The organism is Paenibacillus sp. PSB04 (assembly GCF_025809195.1).
Lineage (GTDB): Bacteria > Bacillota > Bacilli > Paenibacillales > Paenibacillaceae > Paenibacillus_AQ > Paenibacillus_AQ favisporus.
Genome location: NZ_CP081301.1, coordinates 3,523,471 through 3,542,183 on the forward strand (window position 1 = coordinate 3,523,471; position 18,713 = coordinate 3,542,183).

Consider the following 18,713-nt stretch of genomic DNA (forward strand, 5'->3'; position numbering starts at 1 on the left):
GTCGTTGCAATGGAAACTTACGGTAGGGAGCAGGAGCAAGCGTCTTTGCAGATCACAGGCATGACTTGTGCCGCATGTGCCAACCGGATTGAGAAGGGGCTGAAAAAGCTGGATGGCGTGTCTGAGGCCAACGTGAATTTTGCGATGGAGCGCGCCACGGTTACGTATGACCCGGACCGGACCAGCATGGATCATATGGAGGAAGCCGTCAAGAAGCTGGGGTACGATACGGCCAAAGAAGTGGTCGATCTGGATATTACCGGGATGTACTGCGCGGCCTGTGCGGTCAAAATTGAAAAAACGCTCAACAAGATGCCTGGGGTAAAGAGCGCCAACGTCAATTTTGCGATGGAGACGGCCAGAGTGGAATTTAACCCGCTGGAAGTCAACGCGGGCGACATGGAGAAGCGGATCGACAAGCTGGGATACAAGGCGACTCCCAAGCGGGAACAGACCGCTGATCCGGCAGAGCAGCGCAGCCGGGTAATCACGCAGCAGAAGCGCAAGCTGCTGATCTCCGCTCTCCTGTCTCTGCCGCTGCTGTGGTCCATGGTCAGCCACTTCTCCTTCCTGTCCTGGATCTGGATGCCGGAGTTGTTCATGAACCCGTGGTTCCAGCTCGCACTCGCCACCCCGGTACAGTTTTATATCGGAAGGCAGTTCTATAAAGGGGCGTTCAACGCCCTCCGCAACAAAAGTGCCAATATGGACGTTCTGGTCAGCCTGGGCACATCGGCCGCTTACTTTTACAGCCTGTATCTAACCATCGAGTGGGCCGCCGGAGGCGGAAGCCTTCATCACGGCCCGGAAATGTATTATGAAACAAGCGCCGTGCTGATTACGCTGGTCATTATGGGTAAGCTGTTTGAGCTGCTCGCGAAAGGACGGACGTCCGAAGCGATCAAAACGCTGATGGGGCTGCAGGCGAAGAATGCCGTCGTTATCAGAAACGGCGAAGAGCTCACCGTTCCGGTCGAAGAGGTTCTGGCCGGGGACATCGTCCTTGTAAAGCCGGGCGAAAAAATTCCGGTGGACGGACTCGTGCTCGAAGGGGCGTCGGCCGTCAACGAATCGATGCTGACCGGCGAGAGCATACCGGTTGAGAAAAAGGCCGGGGATTCCGTATTCGGAGCGACCGTCAACAAAAACGGGCGGCTGAAAATTCAGGCGACGAAGGTCGGCCGGGAAACGGCCCTTGCGCAAATTATCAAAGTGGTGGAGGAAGCGCAGGGCTCGAAGGCGCCGATCCAGCGGGTAGCCGACGTCATCTCCGGCATCTTCGTCCCGATCGTGGTCGGCATTGCCCTCCTGTCGTTCGTCGTCTGGTACTTCTGGGTTGCCCCGTACGACTTTGCCAGTGCGCTGGAGAAGGCGATTGCGGTTCTGGTTATCGCCTGCCCGTGTGCCCTCGGACTCGCGACACCGACGTCGATCATGGCCGGGTCGGGTCGCGCCGCCGAGCTGGGCGTCCTGTTTAAGGGCGGCGAGTATCTGGAGTCGACGCACCGCATCAATACGGTCATCCTGGACAAAACGGGCACAGTCACGAAAGGGAAGCCGGAGCTGACCGATGTGCTGACCGCATCGATGGATGAGCGCGAGTTTCTGCGGTTGGCCGGCTCGGCGGAGAAGCCTTCGGAGCATCCGCTCGCAGAGGCCATCGTAGACGGCATCAAGGCCCGCGGTATTGCGCTTACCGAAGCCGGGGAATTTGAGGCGATCCCGGGTTACGGCATCCGGGCCGTCGTGGACGGCCGTGAGGTGCTCGCCGGGACCCGCAAGCTGATGGAGAAGCATGGCATCCTTGCACGGGATGCCGAGAGCAGCATGACGAAGCTGGAGGAAGAGGGCAAAACGGCGATGCTCGTCGCAGTAGACGGCCGGTACGCCGGACTGATCGCCGTTGCGGATACGATCAAGGAAAGCTCCAAGGCGGCGGTCGGCCGGTTGAAGGGCTTAGCCATTCAAGTGGTCATGATCACCGGGGACAATGAACGCACCGCCCAAGCGATCGCCCGGCAGGCGGGCATTGACGAGGTGCTTGCGGAGGTTCTGCCGGAAGGGAAAGCTGCCGAAGTCAAAAAGCTGCAGTCGCTTGGCAAAAAAGTGGCGATGGTCGGCGACGGTATCAACGATGCACCGGCCTTGGCGCAAGCCGATATCGGCATGGCCATCGGAACAGGGACGGACGTCGCCATGGAAGCGGCGGATGTGACGCTGATGCGCGGTGATTTGAACAGCATTGCCGATTCCATCGAAATGAGCCGGAAAACGATGCGCAATATCCGCCAAAACCTGTTCTGGGCGCTTGGCTACAACACGCTGGGCATTCCGGTCGCGGCCCTCGGGCTGCTCGCTCCCTGGATTGCAGGGGCAGCGATGGCGCTGAGCTCAGTCTCGGTTGTCCTGAACGCACTTAGACTGCAGCGGATGAAACTGCAGATGAACCCGAAAGGAGAGCGGGCTGCATGAAACGTTCATTGGGACTCGCCGCACTGCTCGGACTCGCGGTGCTGACCGCCTGCGAGTCCGAAACAAAAGCGATAAAAGGAGATGGAGAACAAATGAACATGTCGCATGATCATCACTCGGCCCATGGGCCGGCAAAGACGAACGGCGCAGAGGCCAGTACGCATAACCACGGCGGCGGCCAAACAGGAGGGCTTCAGGAAAAGGACGTGAACGTAAGTTGGACGTACGCAGATGGCCAAGCGCCGGAAGCCGGCGTGGATACGAAGATCACCATGGCATTTACGCATGACGGCAAGGCGATTGAATCCTTCGAAACGACGCATGAACAAAAAGAGCATCTCATTATCGTCAGCAAAGATCTGTCATACTTTCACCATATTCATCCGGAGTACCTGGGCGGCGGCGTGTTTGAAGTGAACAACCGCTTCCCCGCAGGCGGAGATTACAAGCTGATCGCCGACTTTGTTCCGGAAGGCGGAAGCGCGATGAATAAATCGACGTGGCTTGAGGTGAAGGGTGCACCGCTGCCGGCTGCTCCCGTGAAGCCGGACGGAGAGCGGGTCAAAACGGTGGACGGACTGCGGGTGACCCTGGATTTTGACCGGCTTGCGGCAGGGCAGGAGCTGATGCTCACGTACACGATCGAGGATGCCGAGACCGGCGCACCGGTCACCGACCTGCAGCCGTACCTGGGCGCCGTCGGACACGTGGTCATTCTGTCCGAGGATGCGGAGCAGTACCTGCACGTCCACCCGATGGATGAAAAAGGCTCGGGGCCAAAAGCCGAGTTTATGACAACCTTTCCGCACGCCGGCATCTATAAAATATGGGGGCAGTTCCAGCGTGACGGACGCGTCATTACCGTTCCCTTCGTCGTGAACGTGCCGTAATCTGCTGCCGGCTGTCACCAGGTACCAGGTATATTCATCGAAGCGATAAGGAGTGAGGAAGGTTGGGTCAGCGCAAATTTGCGGTTACCCCCGGCTTCGGGGTCGGGGGAACCGTGTTCTCCCCGAAACAGCTTGCAGCGATCGGCGGCATGGCCGACAGAGTCGTCAATGTGGAAATGACCGGCTTCAAACAGCTGTACGTGACGGCAGAAGAAGAACGTCTCGCAGAGGTTCAGGAGGAACTCAGGGCCGCCGGGCTTCAAATTCACCCGGCGGGCTTTGTGACTAAGAGCCTGATCGCCTGCCAATTTTGCCGCGGAGCGGAAGAGGCCGGTTTGGATGTGGCGAGAGCTCTGGATCTGGCGATCGCGGGCATAGCGGTACCGAGTCCGCTGAGGATCGGGTACGCCGGCTGCGCACTCGGAACGAGCGAACCGCTGCTGAAGGATATCGCCGTTGTCAAGATGAAAGACAGCTACGATCTCTATGTCGGAGGTGAGCCGAAAGGGATCAAGGCCGAATTGGCCAAGCTGCTCTTGACGGGGCTTCAGGCGGAACAGCTGATTCCGGCCGTCACCAGGCTCATTGCCCAGTTTCAGGAGCATGGAAAAAGGAAGGAGTCCTACCGCCGTTTTGTCCAGCGGTTTACCCTCGAGAAGCTGCGCGAAGCCGCAGAGGGCGCCGCCGGGGACACATCCTCGCAAGCAATGCAGGCCTAAAACGGCAGGATTTTCTTTTATACGTACAGGCACAGATGGGCCTTCGCCCACATAGAATGAACAGACCGCAGCCTAACAGCAGGAAGCAGCAGCCATGTTTTCGCGGTGCCCAGTCATTCAGCAGGAGGTGTCATCTTTGCCCGGACTTTTCAGCTTTATCGCCCTTTTCATTAAAGAATTAACGCTGCTGGTATCGTACGTCAAAAACAACGCCTTTCCGCAGCCGCTGACAGAGAAAGAGGAAAGTAAGTACCTTCAATTGATGGCGGAAGGAGACGCCCACGCCCGCAATATGCTGATCGAGCATAATCTGCGGCTGGTGGCGCACATTGTGAAAAAATTCGATAATACCGGCGAGGATCTGGAGGATCTGATCTCGATCGGTACCATCGGGCTCATCAAAGCTATTGAGAGCTTTCAGGCAAATAAAGGCACGAAGCTGGCCACGTTCGCAGCCCGTTGCATCGAAAATGAGATCCTGATGCATTTGCGTTCCTTGAAGAAAACGAGGAAGGACGTTTCCCTGCACGATCCGATCGGAACGGATAAAGAGGGAAATGAAATCACGTTGATTGATATTTTGGGCAGTGAGGCGGACGACGTGGCCGACATGGTCCAGCTCAAGATCGAGAAGAGCAAAATTTACCGGAACCTGGACATTCTCGATGAGCGCGAGCAGGAGGTCATCAAAGGCCGCTTCGGCCTGGAGCACGGCGGAGAAGAGCGGACACAGCGCGAAATCGCCAGGGAGCTCGGCATCAGCCGCAGCTACGTGTCGCGGATCGAGAAGCGTGCCCTGATGAAGCTGTACCATGAATTTTATAAATCCAAGCAATAGCTTGCAGCGCAGGAAACACCGATGCTTTTGTCTAATTGACATAGGAAGCAGTGAGTTTGAGTAGATAAAGTAATGATTGATAGTCCGAAGGTTCGTGGCGTTTAACGTCACGGGCCTTTTTCTTTTTCTCGCCGATGGTCTTTGATGACTCCCATAATCCAGTATCAAAAAGTATCCTACCTTACAAAAATGATCGGACCATACAAAAAAGTGCGTACTATTCAGGCGTGGAGGAACTTGATAATCTTACATATAGAACGATCGATCCAGATTTCGCCGAGCGGTACGGTCGTTTAAATCACAGGTGAGGTGCGAAGGTATGCAGAAATATTAGCTTACTTTGAAAGATAAGAACGGCACTGTCCATAGAGATAGAGTAGGAGGGGATTTATATTGACTAGACAACATAAGCTTCTGACTTTGAATTTATTTTTATTGACTTTTGTCCTGGGAACCAGTGAATTTGTGATGGTCGGGTTGTTAACCGAAGTGGCCACGGACATGAAGATCGCCATATCGATCGCAGGCTCCTTGGTGTCGGCCTTTGCCCTGTCTTTTGCCATCGGTACCCCGGTCTTCACGGCGTTATTCAGCCGATTCTCCAAGCGCCCGCTCATCCTTGCTCTGATCGGCGTATTTACTATCGGGAATATGATCACGGCGATATCCGGATCCTATGGTTTGCTTCTGTTTTCCAGAGTGATCACCGCCGTGGTTACTGGCGTCCTGATTGCACTTGCGATGGCTGTTGCCAGGGAAACGCTGCCACCGGAAAAGAGAGGGCCTGTGATCTCTATCATCTTTACGGGTTTCACTGTGGCCAGCGTTCTTGGCGTCCCCCTTGGCACATTCATCGGGCAATGGGGCGGGTGGCATATGTCTTATTGGTTTACGACGCTATTGGGGATTGTTTCACTGATAGCAAGCTCTGCAACGATCCCGAGGGGACTGAAGGGGGCGCGGAGTTCACTCAAAAACCAACTTCGATTATTTACCTATCCCAGAATTGTGCTTGCCTTCTTTATTCCAGCATTTAGCATAGCGGCAACCTATAGCGTCTATACGTATTTAGCCCCTATGCTTCAGGATGTGCTTTTTGTGCCGGCACGGTATATTAGCCTAGTCTTTTTGCTTTATGGTATCGTGTCCATCTTTAGCACTTTAATCGGGGGGAAGCTGGCTGCCGGTGGCGGGATGGGAAAAATTCGCTATATCTTCCTGGCGCAGGCTGTCATTCTCGCGTCGCTTTATGTATCTTCCGGCTCGCTTGCCGGGGGGCTCGTCAGCATCTCATTGATCGCCCTCGCTGTGTACCTTATGAACTCGACGATGCAGCTGTATTTCATGGATTGGGCCGATCGGCACGTTCCCGAGGCCAAAGACTTGGCTTCCTCCTTAACTTCCGTATCCATCAATGTCGGGATCGCGATGGGATCCGCTTTGGGAGGTTTCGTCACGAAGTATATGGAGCTCGTTGATCTTTCCTGGTCCGGGGGGATGATGGCTGTTTTAGCATCCTTATTGGCTTGGATCACCTATCGTTTAGATCGGGGAGCCCGCAGCGTATCCAGAGAGAAGAATGGGCTGCGCACCAATACGAAGGAAGTTCGTGATCACGGAATTTAAGAAGAAGAGGTACCCGCCCAGGGTACCTCTGTTTTCCACATTCGAAGCGGCTGTTTAGGCATGCTTTGGGCTGGTATAGGATACTTCATCGGGATAACTTTCGATATAGGCAGTGCCAAAATCGCATAACATCGTGAGCATGGGAGCAAATTGTTCGCCCAGCTTGGACAAGCCGTATTCCACTTTTGGTGGCGAAACCGGGTAAACCTTGCGAATAATGAGTCCGTCGTTTTCCAGCATCCGCAGCTGCATCGTGAGCATGCGTTGGGTCGCTTCGGGAAGCAGCCGCTGCAGCTGATTAAACCGTACCGGACCATTGGCTAATTCGTTTAATATGGATATCTTCCATTTACCGCTAACTAAGCTTAGTATAATTTCCGAGGTACAGCGATATGTTTTGTCTCTAAAGGTTATCATCTGTCGACACATCCCCTACAGAAGAATAGAAAAACCATGGGTTTTCCAGTTCAGTCAAATTATAGATCAGTCATTCCATATATTATGTTGAACCATGCCCCTTGTCAAGAACTTCTGGATCGACTAGTACATAATTAATGAAGGAGGCCCCAGCATTCGAAAAAAGGCCTCTCTTACCGTTTGAAGTTCATTCTTCAGAGCGGAAAGAGGGGCCTTTTGTTCTGCGACTACACCTGCCAAATGCTGGACTGGCGGAAGATCGGTTCATACGGCAGCACGATTTTGACCGGCAGCGGAAAGGGATCCCCGGTGATCTGCAGGATCGTTCGCGCGGCCATGACGCCGATCTCAAACGTCGGAATATGAATGGTGGAGAGCGGAGGAACGGTATAGCGTGACGGTTCGTTGTCGTCGAAGCCGACGACGGCGAAGTCCTGGGGCATGCGGTAGCCTTTCTCGGAAATGGCCCGCATGGCGGCCATCGCCATGATGTCACTGGCCGCGAAGACCGCCGTCGGGAGCTTACCCTGATGCTCCTCCAAAAAGGTCAGCATGAGTCGGTAGGCCCGATCGGGCTCCCATTCGGCATTCAGCACATACTCCGGCTGAACCGGCAAGCCGGCCTGCTCCAGAGCCTGCTTGTACCCCCGGTACCTTTTCTCCCGGTCGAATTGGCCGGACAAGCCCGTACCTCCGATAAACATAATCTCGCGGTGGCCCTGTCCGGTCAAATGCTTGACGGCAATCGACGCCGCTTCGACGCGGTCGTACGAAATGGTCGGGATGCTCGGGTCGGAAACGTCGATTCCGACGACATGCGGAACGTGTTTTTTGAGATAGCTGTATAATTTGGGCTCAATGCCCTCGATCACGATTAAACCGTCGATTGAATCTTTGCCGGAGATTTGCTGCAAAATTTCATTTTTTTGCAAATCTTCTTGCGTGTAGGTAAAAGCGATCTGGTATCCGTGACGGGCCAGTTCCTTCTCAATCCCTTCAAAAATAACCGAAAAATAGGGATGGTAGCGCCGTCCCTGCATGGTGGATACGACGCATCCGATTTTTTTGACTGCGGCCTGGTCCTGGGGCGGCACCTTCGCCATGTATCCGAGCTCCTGCGCCGCGTCCCAGATCTTCCTCTTGGTCCCGCTGCTTGAGGAGCGATTCGAATCGTCGGCCAGTACGCGGGAAACGGTCGATATGGAGACGCCGACGCGTTCGGCAATATCTTTTAATGTGGGCATGTCATGACCTGCCTTTAATGTCAGATGAGGATTCTGCAAAACCTGTCGTTTGGATTGCTTACTCTATATGTTAAGTAAAATAAAATCACAGGTCAACTGAAAAACGGTGATAATGTTTTGCAAATTATAATAAAATTATTGCAAAATAGTTGCAAAAACTGATTGACTAACTTTTTCATCAGAGGTATGATTTTCATGAGATTGAGGTGATATAAGCAAAAAAGTAAAGGGAAAGGGGTTATGTCATTGCGATATTTCAAAAGTTTCTCTGTTTTTGCTCTAATTTGCATGTTATTTTTGCTGATTGGTTGCGCAAAGAATGATGGCTCTGATGCTTCCGCTACCTCTGCCGGTTCAACAGGCAAAACCAAACTTGTGTTTTGGAGTCATCAGGAAGATGCCATTATGAACGCTTATAAAGCGCTGATCGCCAAGTATCAATCTTTGCATCCCGACATTGAGATCGACTACCAGACTTTCCCTTACGACGTGTACAATCAGAAGCTCAAGGCATCCTTCTCCGCCAAAAATCCGCCCGATATCGCAGAAATGTTCGGTACCTGGGTACCGGAATATTCGAAAAACGGGGCGCTTGTGGAGATCCCGGAGGCCGAGCAGCTGCGGCAGGAGTATTACGAAGCCCCGCTCGGAGGGTACACGTTGAACGACAAGCTGTATGGACTGCCGCTCGAATTTAACATCGAGAACGGCGGAATGCTGATTCACCCGCAAATGCTGAAGGATCAGGGCATCGCGAGCCCTCCGGCCACATGGGACGAACTGGTTGAAGACGCCAAGAAACTGACGGTGCGGGACGCAAACGGCATCAAGGTGAAGGGATTCGATTTCGTCTCCAGCGACAATATTACCTTCACGTTCCTTTCCTTGATTCTGCAGCAAAACGGCAAGTATTGGGGCGATAACGACCATGTGGACTTTCATACCCCTGAAGCACAAAAGGCGATGACCGCCTTAACCTCTTTGATCGCCACCGATAAAGTGGCGGACCTCACCACGTTTGGCGGTGAACTTGACACCTCAGACTACTTCTTTCAAGGCAGCTCGGCAATGACCTACCGGGGTCCATGGACGATTGCTGCAGGGCTGAATACATACAAGGTGAAAGACTTTGAGTATGTGCCCGTTCCTTCCTTTACGGCAAGTCCGCCTTCATATGCGGCCGAATCAGGCTGGGGGCTCGTAGCTTCCCAGAAGGGCAAGCATCAGGATGCGGCCGTCGATTTTATCAAATTCATGTCATCCGACGATAATCTGCTCGAGTGGAACCAGGGAACGTTTACGGTTCCGGCCAAAAAAGCGGTGGCGCAAAATCCCGATTACGTCAAAGCGAATCCTTATATGAAAACATCGCTGGATATTTTGGAGCTGGGTCAGTGGATCGGGCCCATTGCCGACCGGGACTTTTTCTTTAAAACGATCAATGATCATTTCCAATTGATGGCGACCGGCCAGGAATCGGTGGAAAGCGGTCTGCAGCAGATTGAAAAAACCATCAACGACAGTCAGGATCAACATAAATGATCGGAGTGGTGTTTCCATGAAGCATGATGCTGCAGCAAGCAGCAGTCCAGGGATCGTCCCCGGTACCCCGAACCGCAGAGGGGAGAAAGGAAGGGGCCGCTGGTTCATCTATTTATCGCTGGCGCCGATCCTGCTGCTATTTGGTGTATTCGCTTTCATTCCTATTGGATGGAGCTTGGGACTTTCGGTATTTAAGTATAATCCGCTCAGCGCAAGCGCGCTGTTCGTCGGGGCGGACAATTATATCCGCATGCTGGGCGATTCCATTTTTATCAAGTCGCTTTGGGTCACCTTTAAGTTCGTCGTCATTGCCGTTGCGGTCAACATCCTTATCACCTTGATGTTTGCCGTCGCGATCCAGCGGATCCGTACGGGGTGGCTGCGGAACCTGATGCGAACCGTCTTTTTTCTGCCGACGATCGCGCCGCTGGCGGGAACGGCGATCGTATGGAGCACGATGTTCAATTACAATCACGGATTGTTTAATATCGTGCTGACCCAGCTCCACATGGCTCCCGTGCAGTGGCTGAGCGATCCTCATTATGCGCTGTACTCGGTAATTCTGATGACGCTGTGGGCTGATATCGGGTATAACATCGTGCTCTTTATCGCCGGTCTGGATTCCATTCCGGATATGTATTATGAAGCGGCCATTCTGGACGGGGCGAGCCGCTGGCATTCGTTCTGGCATGTGACGCTGCCGCTGCTCCGGCGCACGATGCTGTTTGTTTCGGTGACGACGGTCGTCTCCTATTTCCAGGCTTTCGCCCAGTTCCAGATCATGACCAAGGGTGAGCCGTTTAACGAGACCCGGGTGCTGGCGCTCCATATTTATGAGCAGGCGTTCTCCAATTCCAACATGGGATATGCGTCCGCGATGGCCACGGTGTTTCTGATCATTATTTTAGTGGTGACCCTGCTGCAGCTGAAGTTGGGGCGCACCGAGTGGGAGTACTGACAAGGGGGACTTTCGATGCACCGGAGGAATAGATGGTTCGACGGCATCGTCATGCTCGTGCTGATCGCAGCCGGATGCCTGATGCTGCTGCCGTATTTGTGGATGGTTTTGTCTTCTTTAAAAAGCAACATGGAAATCGTGTCCGGCTCGCATGCGCTTCTGCCGCAGCATCCCAGCCTGGAGGGGTACCGGACCGTCCTTGAAGACGCACCGTTCGGAAGGTGGTTTTTGAACAGCGCGATGACGTCGGTTGTCATTACGGCCGCGACGTTATTTACGAGCGCCCTGGCGGGATACATTTTCGCCAAGCATCAATTCAAGGGGCAGAAGCTGCTGTTCATCCTGATCTTGGCTACGATGATGATTCCGTTTCAGGTGGTCATGATTCCGACGTATTTAATTACGGCCAAACTGGGGCTGGTCAATCATTTGCTGGCGATTATCCTCCCCAATCTGGTCAGCTCCTACGGAGTGTTTCTGGCAAAGCAGTTTATCGAGGACATTCCCCAGGATCTGCTCGATGCCGCAAGGATCGACGGGGCGGGCGAGCTGCGGCTGATGGTCCGGATCATTGCGCCTCTGATTCTGCCGATGCTGTCGGCGCTTGGTATTTTTACGTTCATGAATGCCTGGAACAACTATTTATGGCCGCTCATTATTTTGAACGACGAGAGCAAAATGACCGTGCCGCTCGCCCTTGTTTATTTTAACGGAACCCATATGGTCAACTATAACGTCGTCATGTCGGCGGCTGTGCTCATCACCCTGCCGGTGATTGTGGTGTTCCTGATTTTCCAGAAGCAGTTTATTAAAGGACTTACGATGACAGGCATGAAATAAAAAGAGAAGAGACCATGAGGAGGAGAAACTGCATGACTAAAATATCGATTATCGGCGCAGGCAGCGCCTTTACGCAGGACATCGCTACGGACATTTTACTGATTGAAGGCATTGAGGGCGGTACGATCGCTTTGGTGGATATCGACGCGGAGCGGCTGGAGATCGCCCGCAAGCTGGTCGAGAAAATCATTGAGCTGTCCGGCAAGCGCTGGAACGTTATCGCTTCGACCGATCGCAGGGAGGTCATCGGGGGCTCGCAGTTCGTCATCAACCAAATCGAAGTGGGCGGGCTGCAAACGGTCCGCTATGAGTACGAGATTCCTCTGAAATACGGGGTCAATCAATGCATCGGCGATACGCTGGGGCCGGGCGGACTGTTTAAAACGCTGCGCACGCTTCCGAGCTGGATGGACATCATCCGCGATGTGGAGGATTTGTGCCCGGATTCGACCATTCTGAACTATACGAATCCGATGTCGGCGGTGACCCTGCTGACGTCGCGGGTGACCTCCATTCCGGTCGTCGGCCTGTGCCATTCCATCCAGAATACGTCCCGGCAGTTAGCCAAATACGCCGGCGTACCTTACGAAGACATGCAGTGGAGGGCCGGAGGAATCAACCATATGTCCTGGTTTGTGGAGCTGACCCACGAGGGAAAAGATCTGTATCCTGTGCTTCGGGACAAGATCCAGAATCCCGACCTGCTGAAAAAGGACCCTGTGCGCTTTGACGCCATGAAGTACTTGGGCGCTTTTGTCTCGGAGTCCAGCGGGCACTTTTCAGAGTACATTCCGTACTACCGCAAACGGCAGTCCTTAATCGACAAGCACTGCAGCACCGGGTATAATGGCGCGACAGGCTACTATGCGGATAACTGGCCGATCTGGCGCAAGGAAAACGACGAAAGAATCGTCAAGCAGCTGGAAGGCTCCCTCCCGATCGAGCTTGCGCCAAGCAATGAATACGCGGCTATCATTATTGAAGCGATGCTGAAAAATGAACCGAAGGTGATTTACGGAAACGTGCCGAACGAAGGGCTGATTCACAATCTTCCCGGGGACGGGATCGTCGAAGTAGCCTGCATGGTCGACCGTAATGGCGTCAATCCATGCCGTTTCGGCAGCCTGCCTGAGCATCTGGCCGCGCTGTGCCGGTCCAACATGGCGTTCTTTGACCTGGCCGTCGGCGCTGTGCTGAATAACGACAAGGAAATGGCCCGCCATGCTCTGATGGTCGACCCGCTGTCCGCCGCTGTCTGTTCGCTGGATGAGATCAGCGACATGTTCGAGGAGCTGTATGAAGCGGAGCGCGACTTCATACCGGTGCTGAAATGATGAGAGGGGACAAGAATAAACCGATTGTCGTAGTGGCCGGCGAGCTGAACGTGGATATCATTATTTCAGGAACGGACGTGATCCCGGAATGGAACCGGGAGAAAATCGTCGACGGTTTTGACGTCGTTCTCGGCTCCTCATCGGCGATTACCGCGAGCGCGCTGTCCAGCCTCGGCCTGGACGTGCGGTTCGTCAGCGTGGTGGGGGCGGATGACTTCGGCCGCTTCTGCCTGGGCGAGCTGCAGCGGCTGGGGGTGAACACCGATCATGTAGCGGTGCTGCCGGAGATCACAACGGGGGTTACCCTCTCGTTTACGACGCCTTCCGACCGCGGTTTGATCACGTATCCCGGAAGTATTCCGCTGTTGACGCCCGGCCATATTCCCGATGCTGTGATTCAGGAGGCGGATCATTTGCATTTTGGCTCCTACTATTTGCAGGACGGCATGCGGCCGCATTGGAAAGAGCTGTTCGGGAAGGCGCAGGACTTAGGGGTGAGCACATCTTTTGATACCGGATGGGATGTCCGTGGCCGGTGGGATGCTGCCGGGATCCGCGCACTGCTGGCCGTTACAGATTTGTTTATCCCCAGCGAGGAGGAGGCGCTGCATATTTTTGAGCAGGACAGCGTAGAAACGGTATTCGGCCAATTGGCGGCCGTTCCCGGTCTGATCGCCGTCAAACAAGGCTCAAAGGGTGCATCGCTCCGGTCTCCTGATGGTTCTGTCGTGTCGGCGCCCCCTTATCCGGTTACCCCCGCAGACACGACAGGAGCGGGGGATTGCTTCAATGCCGGCTTGATTTGCGGTTTCCTCCAAGGCTTGACCGGCAGAGAGCTGCTTGAGTACGCCAATGCCTGCGGCGCGTTATCCACGCTGGGCGTGGGGGGGACCGGCCATTTGCCGACAGCAGCGGCGGTATCGGCCCTGCAGGGAAGGCGGCCGCTCCAGTAAGCGCCTCGGCGGTGGAAGCTCAGGCAAAGGTTCATGAGAGTCCGGGCAAAGGGGGTGATCGACAAATTACATAGCAAGTCTAAATCGGATTTTTTCATTTCAGTTCAAACTTTAATCATGGGAGTTGATATTTCGTGAAATTCGGTAAAACACTGATTGCAGGTATCAGTCTGGCTGTATTGGGGCTTGGCATCGGGTATGCGGCGTCGCAGACCGTCGAGGCTTCGGGCGCCGAGTACTACGTTGCTGTTAACGGAAGCGATTCGAATGCGGGTACGAGCGCCGCACCGTGGGCAACGCTGCAGCATGCAGCCGACACGGCCGGGCCGGGGAGCACGGTCTATGTCCGGGGCGGGGTGTATAACCAAAAGCTGAAGGTCACCAAGTCCGGTTCCGCGGATCAAGGGCCGATCACCTTTGCCAATTACAGCGGCGAGACGCCGGTTATTGACGGTACGGGACTTTCCGTAAGCGGAACGGAAGGCATCGTTGACCTTGCCGACGTCAACTATGTGACCATTCAAGGTTTCGAAATTTGCAATTATACGACGACTGCTAACAACGTCATGCCCGTTGGGATTTATGTTCACGGCGCAGGAGGCAACATTACGCTGTCCAAAAACAAGATCCATGATATCAAAAACACGTCGACTCCTGCCGGCACCGACCTGCTGGGCCGGGATGCGCACGGCATCGCCGTGTACGGAACCAAGGCGCCGGAATCCATTCATGACGTGACAATCGACGGCAATGAGCTGTACAATCTGGTGCTGGGGTCCAGCGAAACGCTCGTTCTTAACGGAAATGTGGATACTTTTGCCGTGACGAACAATATCATTCACGACAACGACAACATCGGTATCGACGTGATCGGATTCGAAGGGAAGTCGCCGAACTCCGCCTACGACCAGGCACGAAACGGAATCATCAGCGGCAATAAAGTGTACAATATCACCTCCAATAACAATCCTTCCTACGGCAAAAAGCTTCCGAACAACAGCAATTCGGCGGACGGCATTTATGTCGATGGAGGCAAGGACAGCATTATCGAGCGAAACTACAGCTATAACAACGATATCGGGGTGGAAATCGCCTCCGAGCATGCCGGCAAGGCGACCAGCAACATTACGATCCGCAGCAACTTCATTTACAACAACCGTTTGACGGGCATCGCCATGGGCGGATACGACACAGATCGCGGCTCGACGGTAGGCTGCCACATCGTCAACAATACGCTGTATAAAAATGACACCATTGGCGACGGCAGCGGTCAGCTCTACGTGCAGTATGACACCCAGAACAACGTCATCCGTAACAACATTTTTGTGGCCAGTTCTACCGATGTGCTCATTTATAATGAATACACGAAAAATTCCGGCAACGTCGTGGATTACAATCTGTACTTCGCTCCCGGCGGAAGTTCGGATGCCAGCTGGACCTGGAAAAACAAAGAATACACCGGCTTTGCCGCTTATAAAAATGGAACGGGCAATGATGCCCATTCCGTCTTCGCCGATCCACTCCTTGTGAACGCCGCTGCCGGCGATTTACATCTGAAGGCAGGGTCTCCTGCCATTGATAAGGGCTTGACGAATTCGGACATCGGGTCGCTCGATATCGACGGGCAGCCCCGCGTTCAAGGGGCAGGCGTCAATATTGGCGCGGACGAATAACGTTCCTTCATCGTCACCGCTTGCCTAATTAGCAGCCTCCTTTCGCGGGGGCTGCTTTTATTTTATGAGGAAAAGTCTAGTTCTCAGCAAAGGTTTCGCATCCAGATCTTAAAATGATTTCCCGCTTGGCGGGACTGTTGTCGAAACGGACTTGTTCACCCGGTACTGCCTGAATGGTATAGTAGATGTAACTATCCTGCTGCTAGCTGAAGAGGAGGGAATCTATTACACTTTCAGGAACAGGAGTTGACTGTAATGAACATCGTCGTGCTGGACGGACATACGCTGAACCCTGGGGATTTAAGCTGGGACGAGCTGGGAAAGCTCGGTTCTGTGACGGTCTATAACCGTACTCCTGCCGGGCTGATTCAGGAGCGGATCGGGCTCGCCGAGATCGTGCTGACGAATAAAACCCCGCTGACGCGGGAGGTGCTGGAGGCGGCAGAGAACCTCCGCTACGTCGGCGTGCTTGCGACCGGCTACAATGTAGTTGACATTGAAGCCGCTGCTGCGCGCGGGATTACGGTGACGAATGTGCCGACATACGGAACCGAGTCTGTCGCGCAGTTTGTGTTCGCGCTGCTGCTTGAGCTCTGCCACCAGATCGGGCGGCATGGAGACAGCGTACGCTCGGGAGATTGGGCGAAGGCGGTGGATTTCTCCTATGCGCTGACTCCGCAAATCGAGCTCTGGGGGAAGACGATGGGGATCGTCGGTTATGGCCGGATCGGCCGCCAGGTCGCGCGGCTGGCGGAGGCTTTCGGCATGCGCGTACTGGTATCCGGCAGACCGGGGAAGGCGGACGGGAACGAAGACAGCGGCGTCCGGCATGTCCCTCTCGAGCAGCTGCTGGCCGAGTCGGACGTGGTGAGCCTGCATTGTCCGCTGACGGCGGAAACCGACGGGCTCATCAACCGCGAACGCCTGGCGCTGATGAAGTCTTCGGCCTTCCTGATCAATACCGCCCGCGGCGGGCTGCTGCAGGAGCAGGATGTGGCTGATGCGCTGAACGAAGGCCGGCTTGCGGGCGCGGCACTTGACGTGCTTGCGGCGGAGCCTCCCGCCGCAGACCATCCGCTTGTGCATGCCCCGCGCTGCATCATCACCCCGCATATGGCATGGGCGGCGGTGGAAGCGCGGGAGCGGCTGATGAGAATCGCTGTGGGCAACGTCGCCGCGTTCCTGGAAGGCCGGCCGGTGAACACGGTTGGGCCGCATTCCCGCTGAGACTGACGTACTGCCGGAAGGCGTGAAGGCTCTTTTGATTGTGGGGAGAATCCGTGCATGGGAGGCATAAACATAATGCAAGGGAAGAGTGTAAAAGGAGGGTTTAGCCGAATGAAAATCGTGATCGCTCCGGATTCGTTCAAAGGCAGCATCCGTGCCGCCGACGCGGCGGCGGCCATTGACAAGGGCATAAGACGCGCACTGCCTGGTGCGGAAACGGTGCTTGTCCCCATGGCGGACGGCGGAGAAGGGACGCTGGACAGCTTGACCCGCTTTGGCGGTACCAAGGCCAACGTGCAGGTGTCCGATCCGCTGGGAAGGCCGGTCGACGCCGAGTACGGCCTCATCCACGGAGGGTCCACCTGCGTGGTGGAGCTGGCCAGCGCGTCCGGGCTTGAGCTGATCGCCGCTGAGGAGCGGGACCCGCTGCATACGACGACGTACGGAACCGGCGAGGTGATCCGCCGAGCGCTCGATGCGGGCTGCCGCCAATTTATTATGGCAATCGGCGGCAGCGCCACGAACGACGGAGGCGCCGGCATCCTGCAGGCGCTGGGCATGCGGCTGCTGGATGAGGACGGGCAGCCGGTCGGACGCGGGGGCTTGGAGCTGCAGCGCGTGGCGGCGATCGACATGGGCGGAATGGATGCACGGCTTGCCGAATCCACCTTCGTGATCGCTTCCGACGTGCAGAACCCGCTGCTCGGCCCAAACGGCGCGTCCCATGTGTATGGCCCGCAGAAGGGCGCAACGCCGGAGATGGTCGCGGTGCTGGAGCAGGGGATGCGCGTCTGGGCGGACCGCATCCTGGAGGCGACGGGCCTGCGCGTGCATGACCTGCCAGGAGCGGGCGCAGCCGGCGGCGTTGGAGCGGCGCTGCTCGCTTTTTTCAAAGCCGGGATGAGGAGCGGCATCGATCTCGTGATCGAGCATTCGGGATTCATGGCGCACCTGGAAGGCGCGGACCTCGTCATCACCGGCGAAGGCCGGATGGATGCGCAGACCGCATCCGGCAAGACGCCGATGGGCGTCGCCCGGGAAGCGCGGCGGCACGGGGTTCCGGTCATCGCCCTGGCCGGATCGGTGGGGCCGGGGATCGATCCGCTGTATGATGCGGGAATCCTCAGCGTGCACAGCATCGTGAACGGACCGATGGCACTGGAGGAAGCGATGGCCCAGGCCGGAGAGCTGCTGGAGATGTCGGCCGAGCAGGTGATCCGGACTTTTGCCGGAATGGTCCGCGGGTAGAAATATGCCGTCAACGAATCGTCTTTTTAAAGGGCAATCTCATAAAGACTATCGAAGTACATGCCAAGAAGTCAGACCGCGTTTAGCGGAAAATGATTTGCGAGATCAGGATGTTTAGCCTAGGAAGTTTATATTTTCGGATATAAAAAAAGCGGCAGTGTCCGGAAAGCCCGGCCAACTGCTGCTTTTTCTGTGATGACCCCTTGATTCTGGTTTGTGTTATTTCTTCAGCGTCATATCCGTCAGCGGGCTGGACATCCGTTTCTTAATCTGCTCCAAAATGCGTTTGGAAACGGAAATGGTGCGGGGGTAAGCAAAATCATCGCGGAAGTGAAGGACGTTGCCTTCAAAGGAAGTAATTTTATTCACGTTGACATGGATGTTGGATGCGGCTCGGACAAAATTGGGCTGCGAGATCAAAGCGGAGATTTCCTGGCTGGTTAACCGTTTCTTGATAATATAGTTTCTGCCGTGGAAAATAACCTGTCCCTGACCGCCGACTTTAAAGAAAAACGCGTCCGTCACCGGATCAAATTGATGATATTCCTGCAGCACCTTGTCGGATGAAGTCATCTTACCAAAGCCCCCTTTTAGAAGATGATAAAGTGTTAGCGCTTTCATTCTACCACACTTTTTCGTCCTGCATAAGAGTAAATTTGTGAATTTTATGATTTTTTTTGTGAACTTGGACAAAAGCGCTCGCGGTATTGACCAAATTTTCCATTACGGCCA

The 18,713-nt window shown here is 54.9% G+C and carries 16 protein-coding genes; 13 read left to right on the forward strand and 3 right to left on the reverse strand.

What is annotated here, in order from left to right:
- The first annotated feature begins 9 nt into the window (after positions 1 to 9).
- The 5 genes from K2F33_RS16215 (at position 10) to K2F33_RS16235 (ending at position 6,545) form a co-directional block, all read left to right on the forward strand.
- On the forward strand, positions 10 to 2,472 hold the full coding sequence (locus K2F33_RS16215; RefSeq protein ID WP_263882208.1) for a heavy metal translocating P-type ATPase: 2,463 nt from the start codon (positions 10 to 12) through the stop codon (positions 2,470 to 2,472).
- Positions 2,469 to 3,362: a hypothetical protein gene (locus K2F33_RS16220; RefSeq protein WP_263882209.1), complete on the forward strand. Its 894-nt coding sequence runs from the start codon at positions 2,469 to 2,471 to the stop codon at positions 3,360 to 3,362. Before K2F33_RS16215 ends, K2F33_RS16220 begins: the two co-directional genes overlap by 4 nt.
- Positions 3,363 to 3,424: 62 nt before the next feature.
- Entirely contained in the window at positions 3,425 to 4,081 is a 657-nt protein-coding gene (locus K2F33_RS16225) for an NAD(P)/FAD-dependent oxidoreductase (protein ID WP_263882210.1), read from the forward strand.
- Between the two features lie 136 nt (positions 4,082 to 4,217).
- Positions 4,218 to 4,919 (forward strand): RNA polymerase sporulation sigma factor SigK, encoded by a 702-nt coding sequence (gene sigK, locus K2F33_RS16230; protein ID WP_076169711.1) that lies wholly within the window; start codon positions 4,218 to 4,220, stop codon positions 4,917 to 4,919.
- Between the two features lie 393 nt (positions 4,920 to 5,312).
- Positions 5,313 to 6,545 carry an MFS transporter gene (locus tag K2F33_RS16235; protein ID WP_263882211.1) on the forward strand — a complete coding sequence of 411 codons (1,233 nt, stop codon included), beginning with the start codon at positions 5,313 to 5,315 and terminating at the stop codon, positions 6,543 to 6,545.
- 54 nt (positions 6,546 to 6,599) lie between these two features.
- On the opposite strand, the gene K2F33_RS16240 is transcribed toward K2F33_RS16235, so the two are convergent.
- Together K2F33_RS16240 and K2F33_RS16245 are read right to left on the reverse strand one after the other, a co-directional pair.
- Entirely contained in the window at positions 6,600 to 6,962 is a 363-nt protein-coding gene (locus K2F33_RS16240; RefSeq protein WP_076169713.1) for a winged helix-turn-helix transcriptional regulator, read from the reverse strand.
- 227 nt (positions 6,963 to 7,189) lie between these two features.
- Positions 7,190 to 8,206, reverse strand: coding sequence for a LacI family DNA-binding transcriptional regulator (locus tag K2F33_RS16245; RefSeq protein WP_089548270.1), 1,017 nt, complete (start codon positions 8,204 to 8,206; stop codon positions 7,190 to 7,192).
- A gap of 405 nt (positions 8,207 to 8,611) precedes the next feature.
- On the opposite strand from K2F33_RS16245, the gene K2F33_RS16250 reads away from it, so the two are divergent.
- From K2F33_RS16250 to K2F33_RS16285, 8 genes are all read left to right on the forward strand, one after another.
- Positions 8,612 to 9,748: an ABC transporter substrate-binding protein gene (locus K2F33_RS16250; RefSeq protein ID WP_263882212.1), complete on the forward strand. Its 1,137-nt coding sequence runs from the start codon at positions 8,612 to 8,614 to the stop codon at positions 9,746 to 9,748.
- A gap of 16 nt (positions 9,749 to 9,764) precedes the next feature.
- Entirely contained in the window at positions 9,765 to 10,706 is a 942-nt protein-coding gene (locus tag K2F33_RS16255; protein ID WP_076169716.1) for a carbohydrate ABC transporter permease, read from the forward strand.
- Between the two features lie 15 nt (positions 10,707 to 10,721).
- Complete coding sequence (locus tag K2F33_RS16260; protein ID WP_076169717.1) at positions 10,722 to 11,546, forward strand: carbohydrate ABC transporter permease; 825 nt, start codon at positions 10,722 to 10,724, stop codon at positions 11,544 to 11,546.
- 32 nt (positions 11,547 to 11,578) lie between these two features.
- Positions 11,579 to 12,880 (forward strand): alpha-galactosidase, encoded by a 1,302-nt coding sequence (gene melA / locus K2F33_RS16265; RefSeq protein ID WP_263882213.1) that lies wholly within the window; start codon positions 11,579 to 11,581, stop codon positions 12,878 to 12,880.
- Positions 12,877 to 13,833 (forward strand): carbohydrate kinase family protein, encoded by a 957-nt coding sequence (locus K2F33_RS16270; protein ID WP_263882214.1) that lies wholly within the window; start codon positions 12,877 to 12,879, stop codon positions 13,831 to 13,833. Before melA ends, K2F33_RS16270 begins: the two co-directional genes overlap by 4 nt.
- A 134-nt stretch (positions 13,834 to 13,967) precedes the next feature.
- Entirely contained in the window at positions 13,968 to 15,506 is a 1,539-nt protein-coding gene (locus K2F33_RS16275) for a right-handed parallel beta-helix repeat-containing protein (protein ID WP_263882215.1), read from the forward strand.
- A gap of 255 nt (positions 15,507 to 15,761) precedes the next feature.
- Positions 15,762 to 16,733 carry a D-2-hydroxyacid dehydrogenase gene (locus K2F33_RS16280; protein WP_263882216.1) on the forward strand — a complete coding sequence of 324 codons (972 nt, stop codon included), beginning with the start codon at positions 15,762 to 15,764 and terminating at the stop codon, positions 16,731 to 16,733.
- 111 nt (positions 16,734 to 16,844) lie between these two features.
- The gene (locus K2F33_RS16285; protein WP_263882217.1) at positions 16,845 to 17,981 is read left to right on the forward strand and encodes a glycerate kinase; all 1,137 of its coding nucleotides are present in this window, start codon (positions 16,845 to 16,847) and stop codon (positions 17,979 to 17,981) included.
- A 219-nt stretch (positions 17,982 to 18,200) separates the two neighbouring features.
- Here the strand turns inward: K2F33_RS16285 and K2F33_RS16290 are convergent, their stop codons facing one another.
- Positions 18,201 to 18,554 carry a LytTR family transcriptional regulator DNA-binding domain-containing protein gene (locus K2F33_RS16290; RefSeq protein WP_076169723.1) on the reverse strand — a complete coding sequence of 118 codons (354 nt, stop codon included), beginning with the start codon at positions 18,552 to 18,554 and terminating at the stop codon, positions 18,201 to 18,203.
- Positions 18,555 to 18,713: the final 159 nt, after the last annotated feature.

Bases quoted from the DNA above. Each gene is read 5' to 3' on its own strand.
- K2F33_RS16215 (WP_263882208.1), top strand. From the start codon at position 10: ATGGAAACTTACGGTAGGGAGCAGGAGCAAGCGTCTTTGCAGATCACA.
- K2F33_RS16220 (WP_263882209.1), top strand. From the start codon at position 2,469: ATGAAACGTTCATTGGGACTCGCCGCACTGCTCGGACTCGCGGTGCTG.
- K2F33_RS16240 (WP_076169713.1), bottom strand. From the start codon at position 6,962: ATGATAACCTTTAGAGACAAAACATATCGCTGTACCTCGGAAATTATA.
- K2F33_RS16245 (WP_089548270.1), bottom strand. From the start codon at position 8,206: ATGCCCACATTAAAAGATATTGCCGAACGCGTCGGCGTCTCCATATCG.
- K2F33_RS16250 (WP_263882212.1), top strand. From the start codon at position 8,612: ATGAACGCTTATAAAGCGCTGATCGCCAAGTATCAATCTTTGCATCCC.
- K2F33_RS16255 (WP_076169716.1), top strand. From the start codon at position 9,765: ATGAAGCATGATGCTGCAGCAAGCAGCAGTCCAGGGATCGTCCCCGGT.
- K2F33_RS16260 (WP_076169717.1), top strand. From the start codon at position 10,722: ATGCACCGGAGGAATAGATGGTTCGACGGCATCGTCATGCTCGTGCTG.
- melA (WP_263882213.1), top strand. From the start codon at position 11,579: ATGACTAAAATATCGATTATCGGCGCAGGCAGCGCCTTTACGCAGGAC.
- K2F33_RS16270 (WP_263882214.1), top strand. From the start codon at position 12,877: ATGATGAGAGGGGACAAGAATAAACCGATTGTCGTAGTGGCCGGCGAG.
- K2F33_RS16280 (WP_263882216.1), top strand. From the start codon at position 15,762: ATGAACATCGTCGTGCTGGACGGACATACGCTGAACCCTGGGGATTTA.
- K2F33_RS16285 (WP_263882217.1), top strand. From the start codon at position 16,845: ATGAAAATCGTGATCGCTCCGGATTCGTTCAAAGGCAGCATCCGTGCC.
- K2F33_RS16290 (WP_076169723.1), bottom strand. From the start codon at position 18,554: ATGACTTCATCCGACAAGGTGCTGCAGGAATATCATCAATTTGATCCG.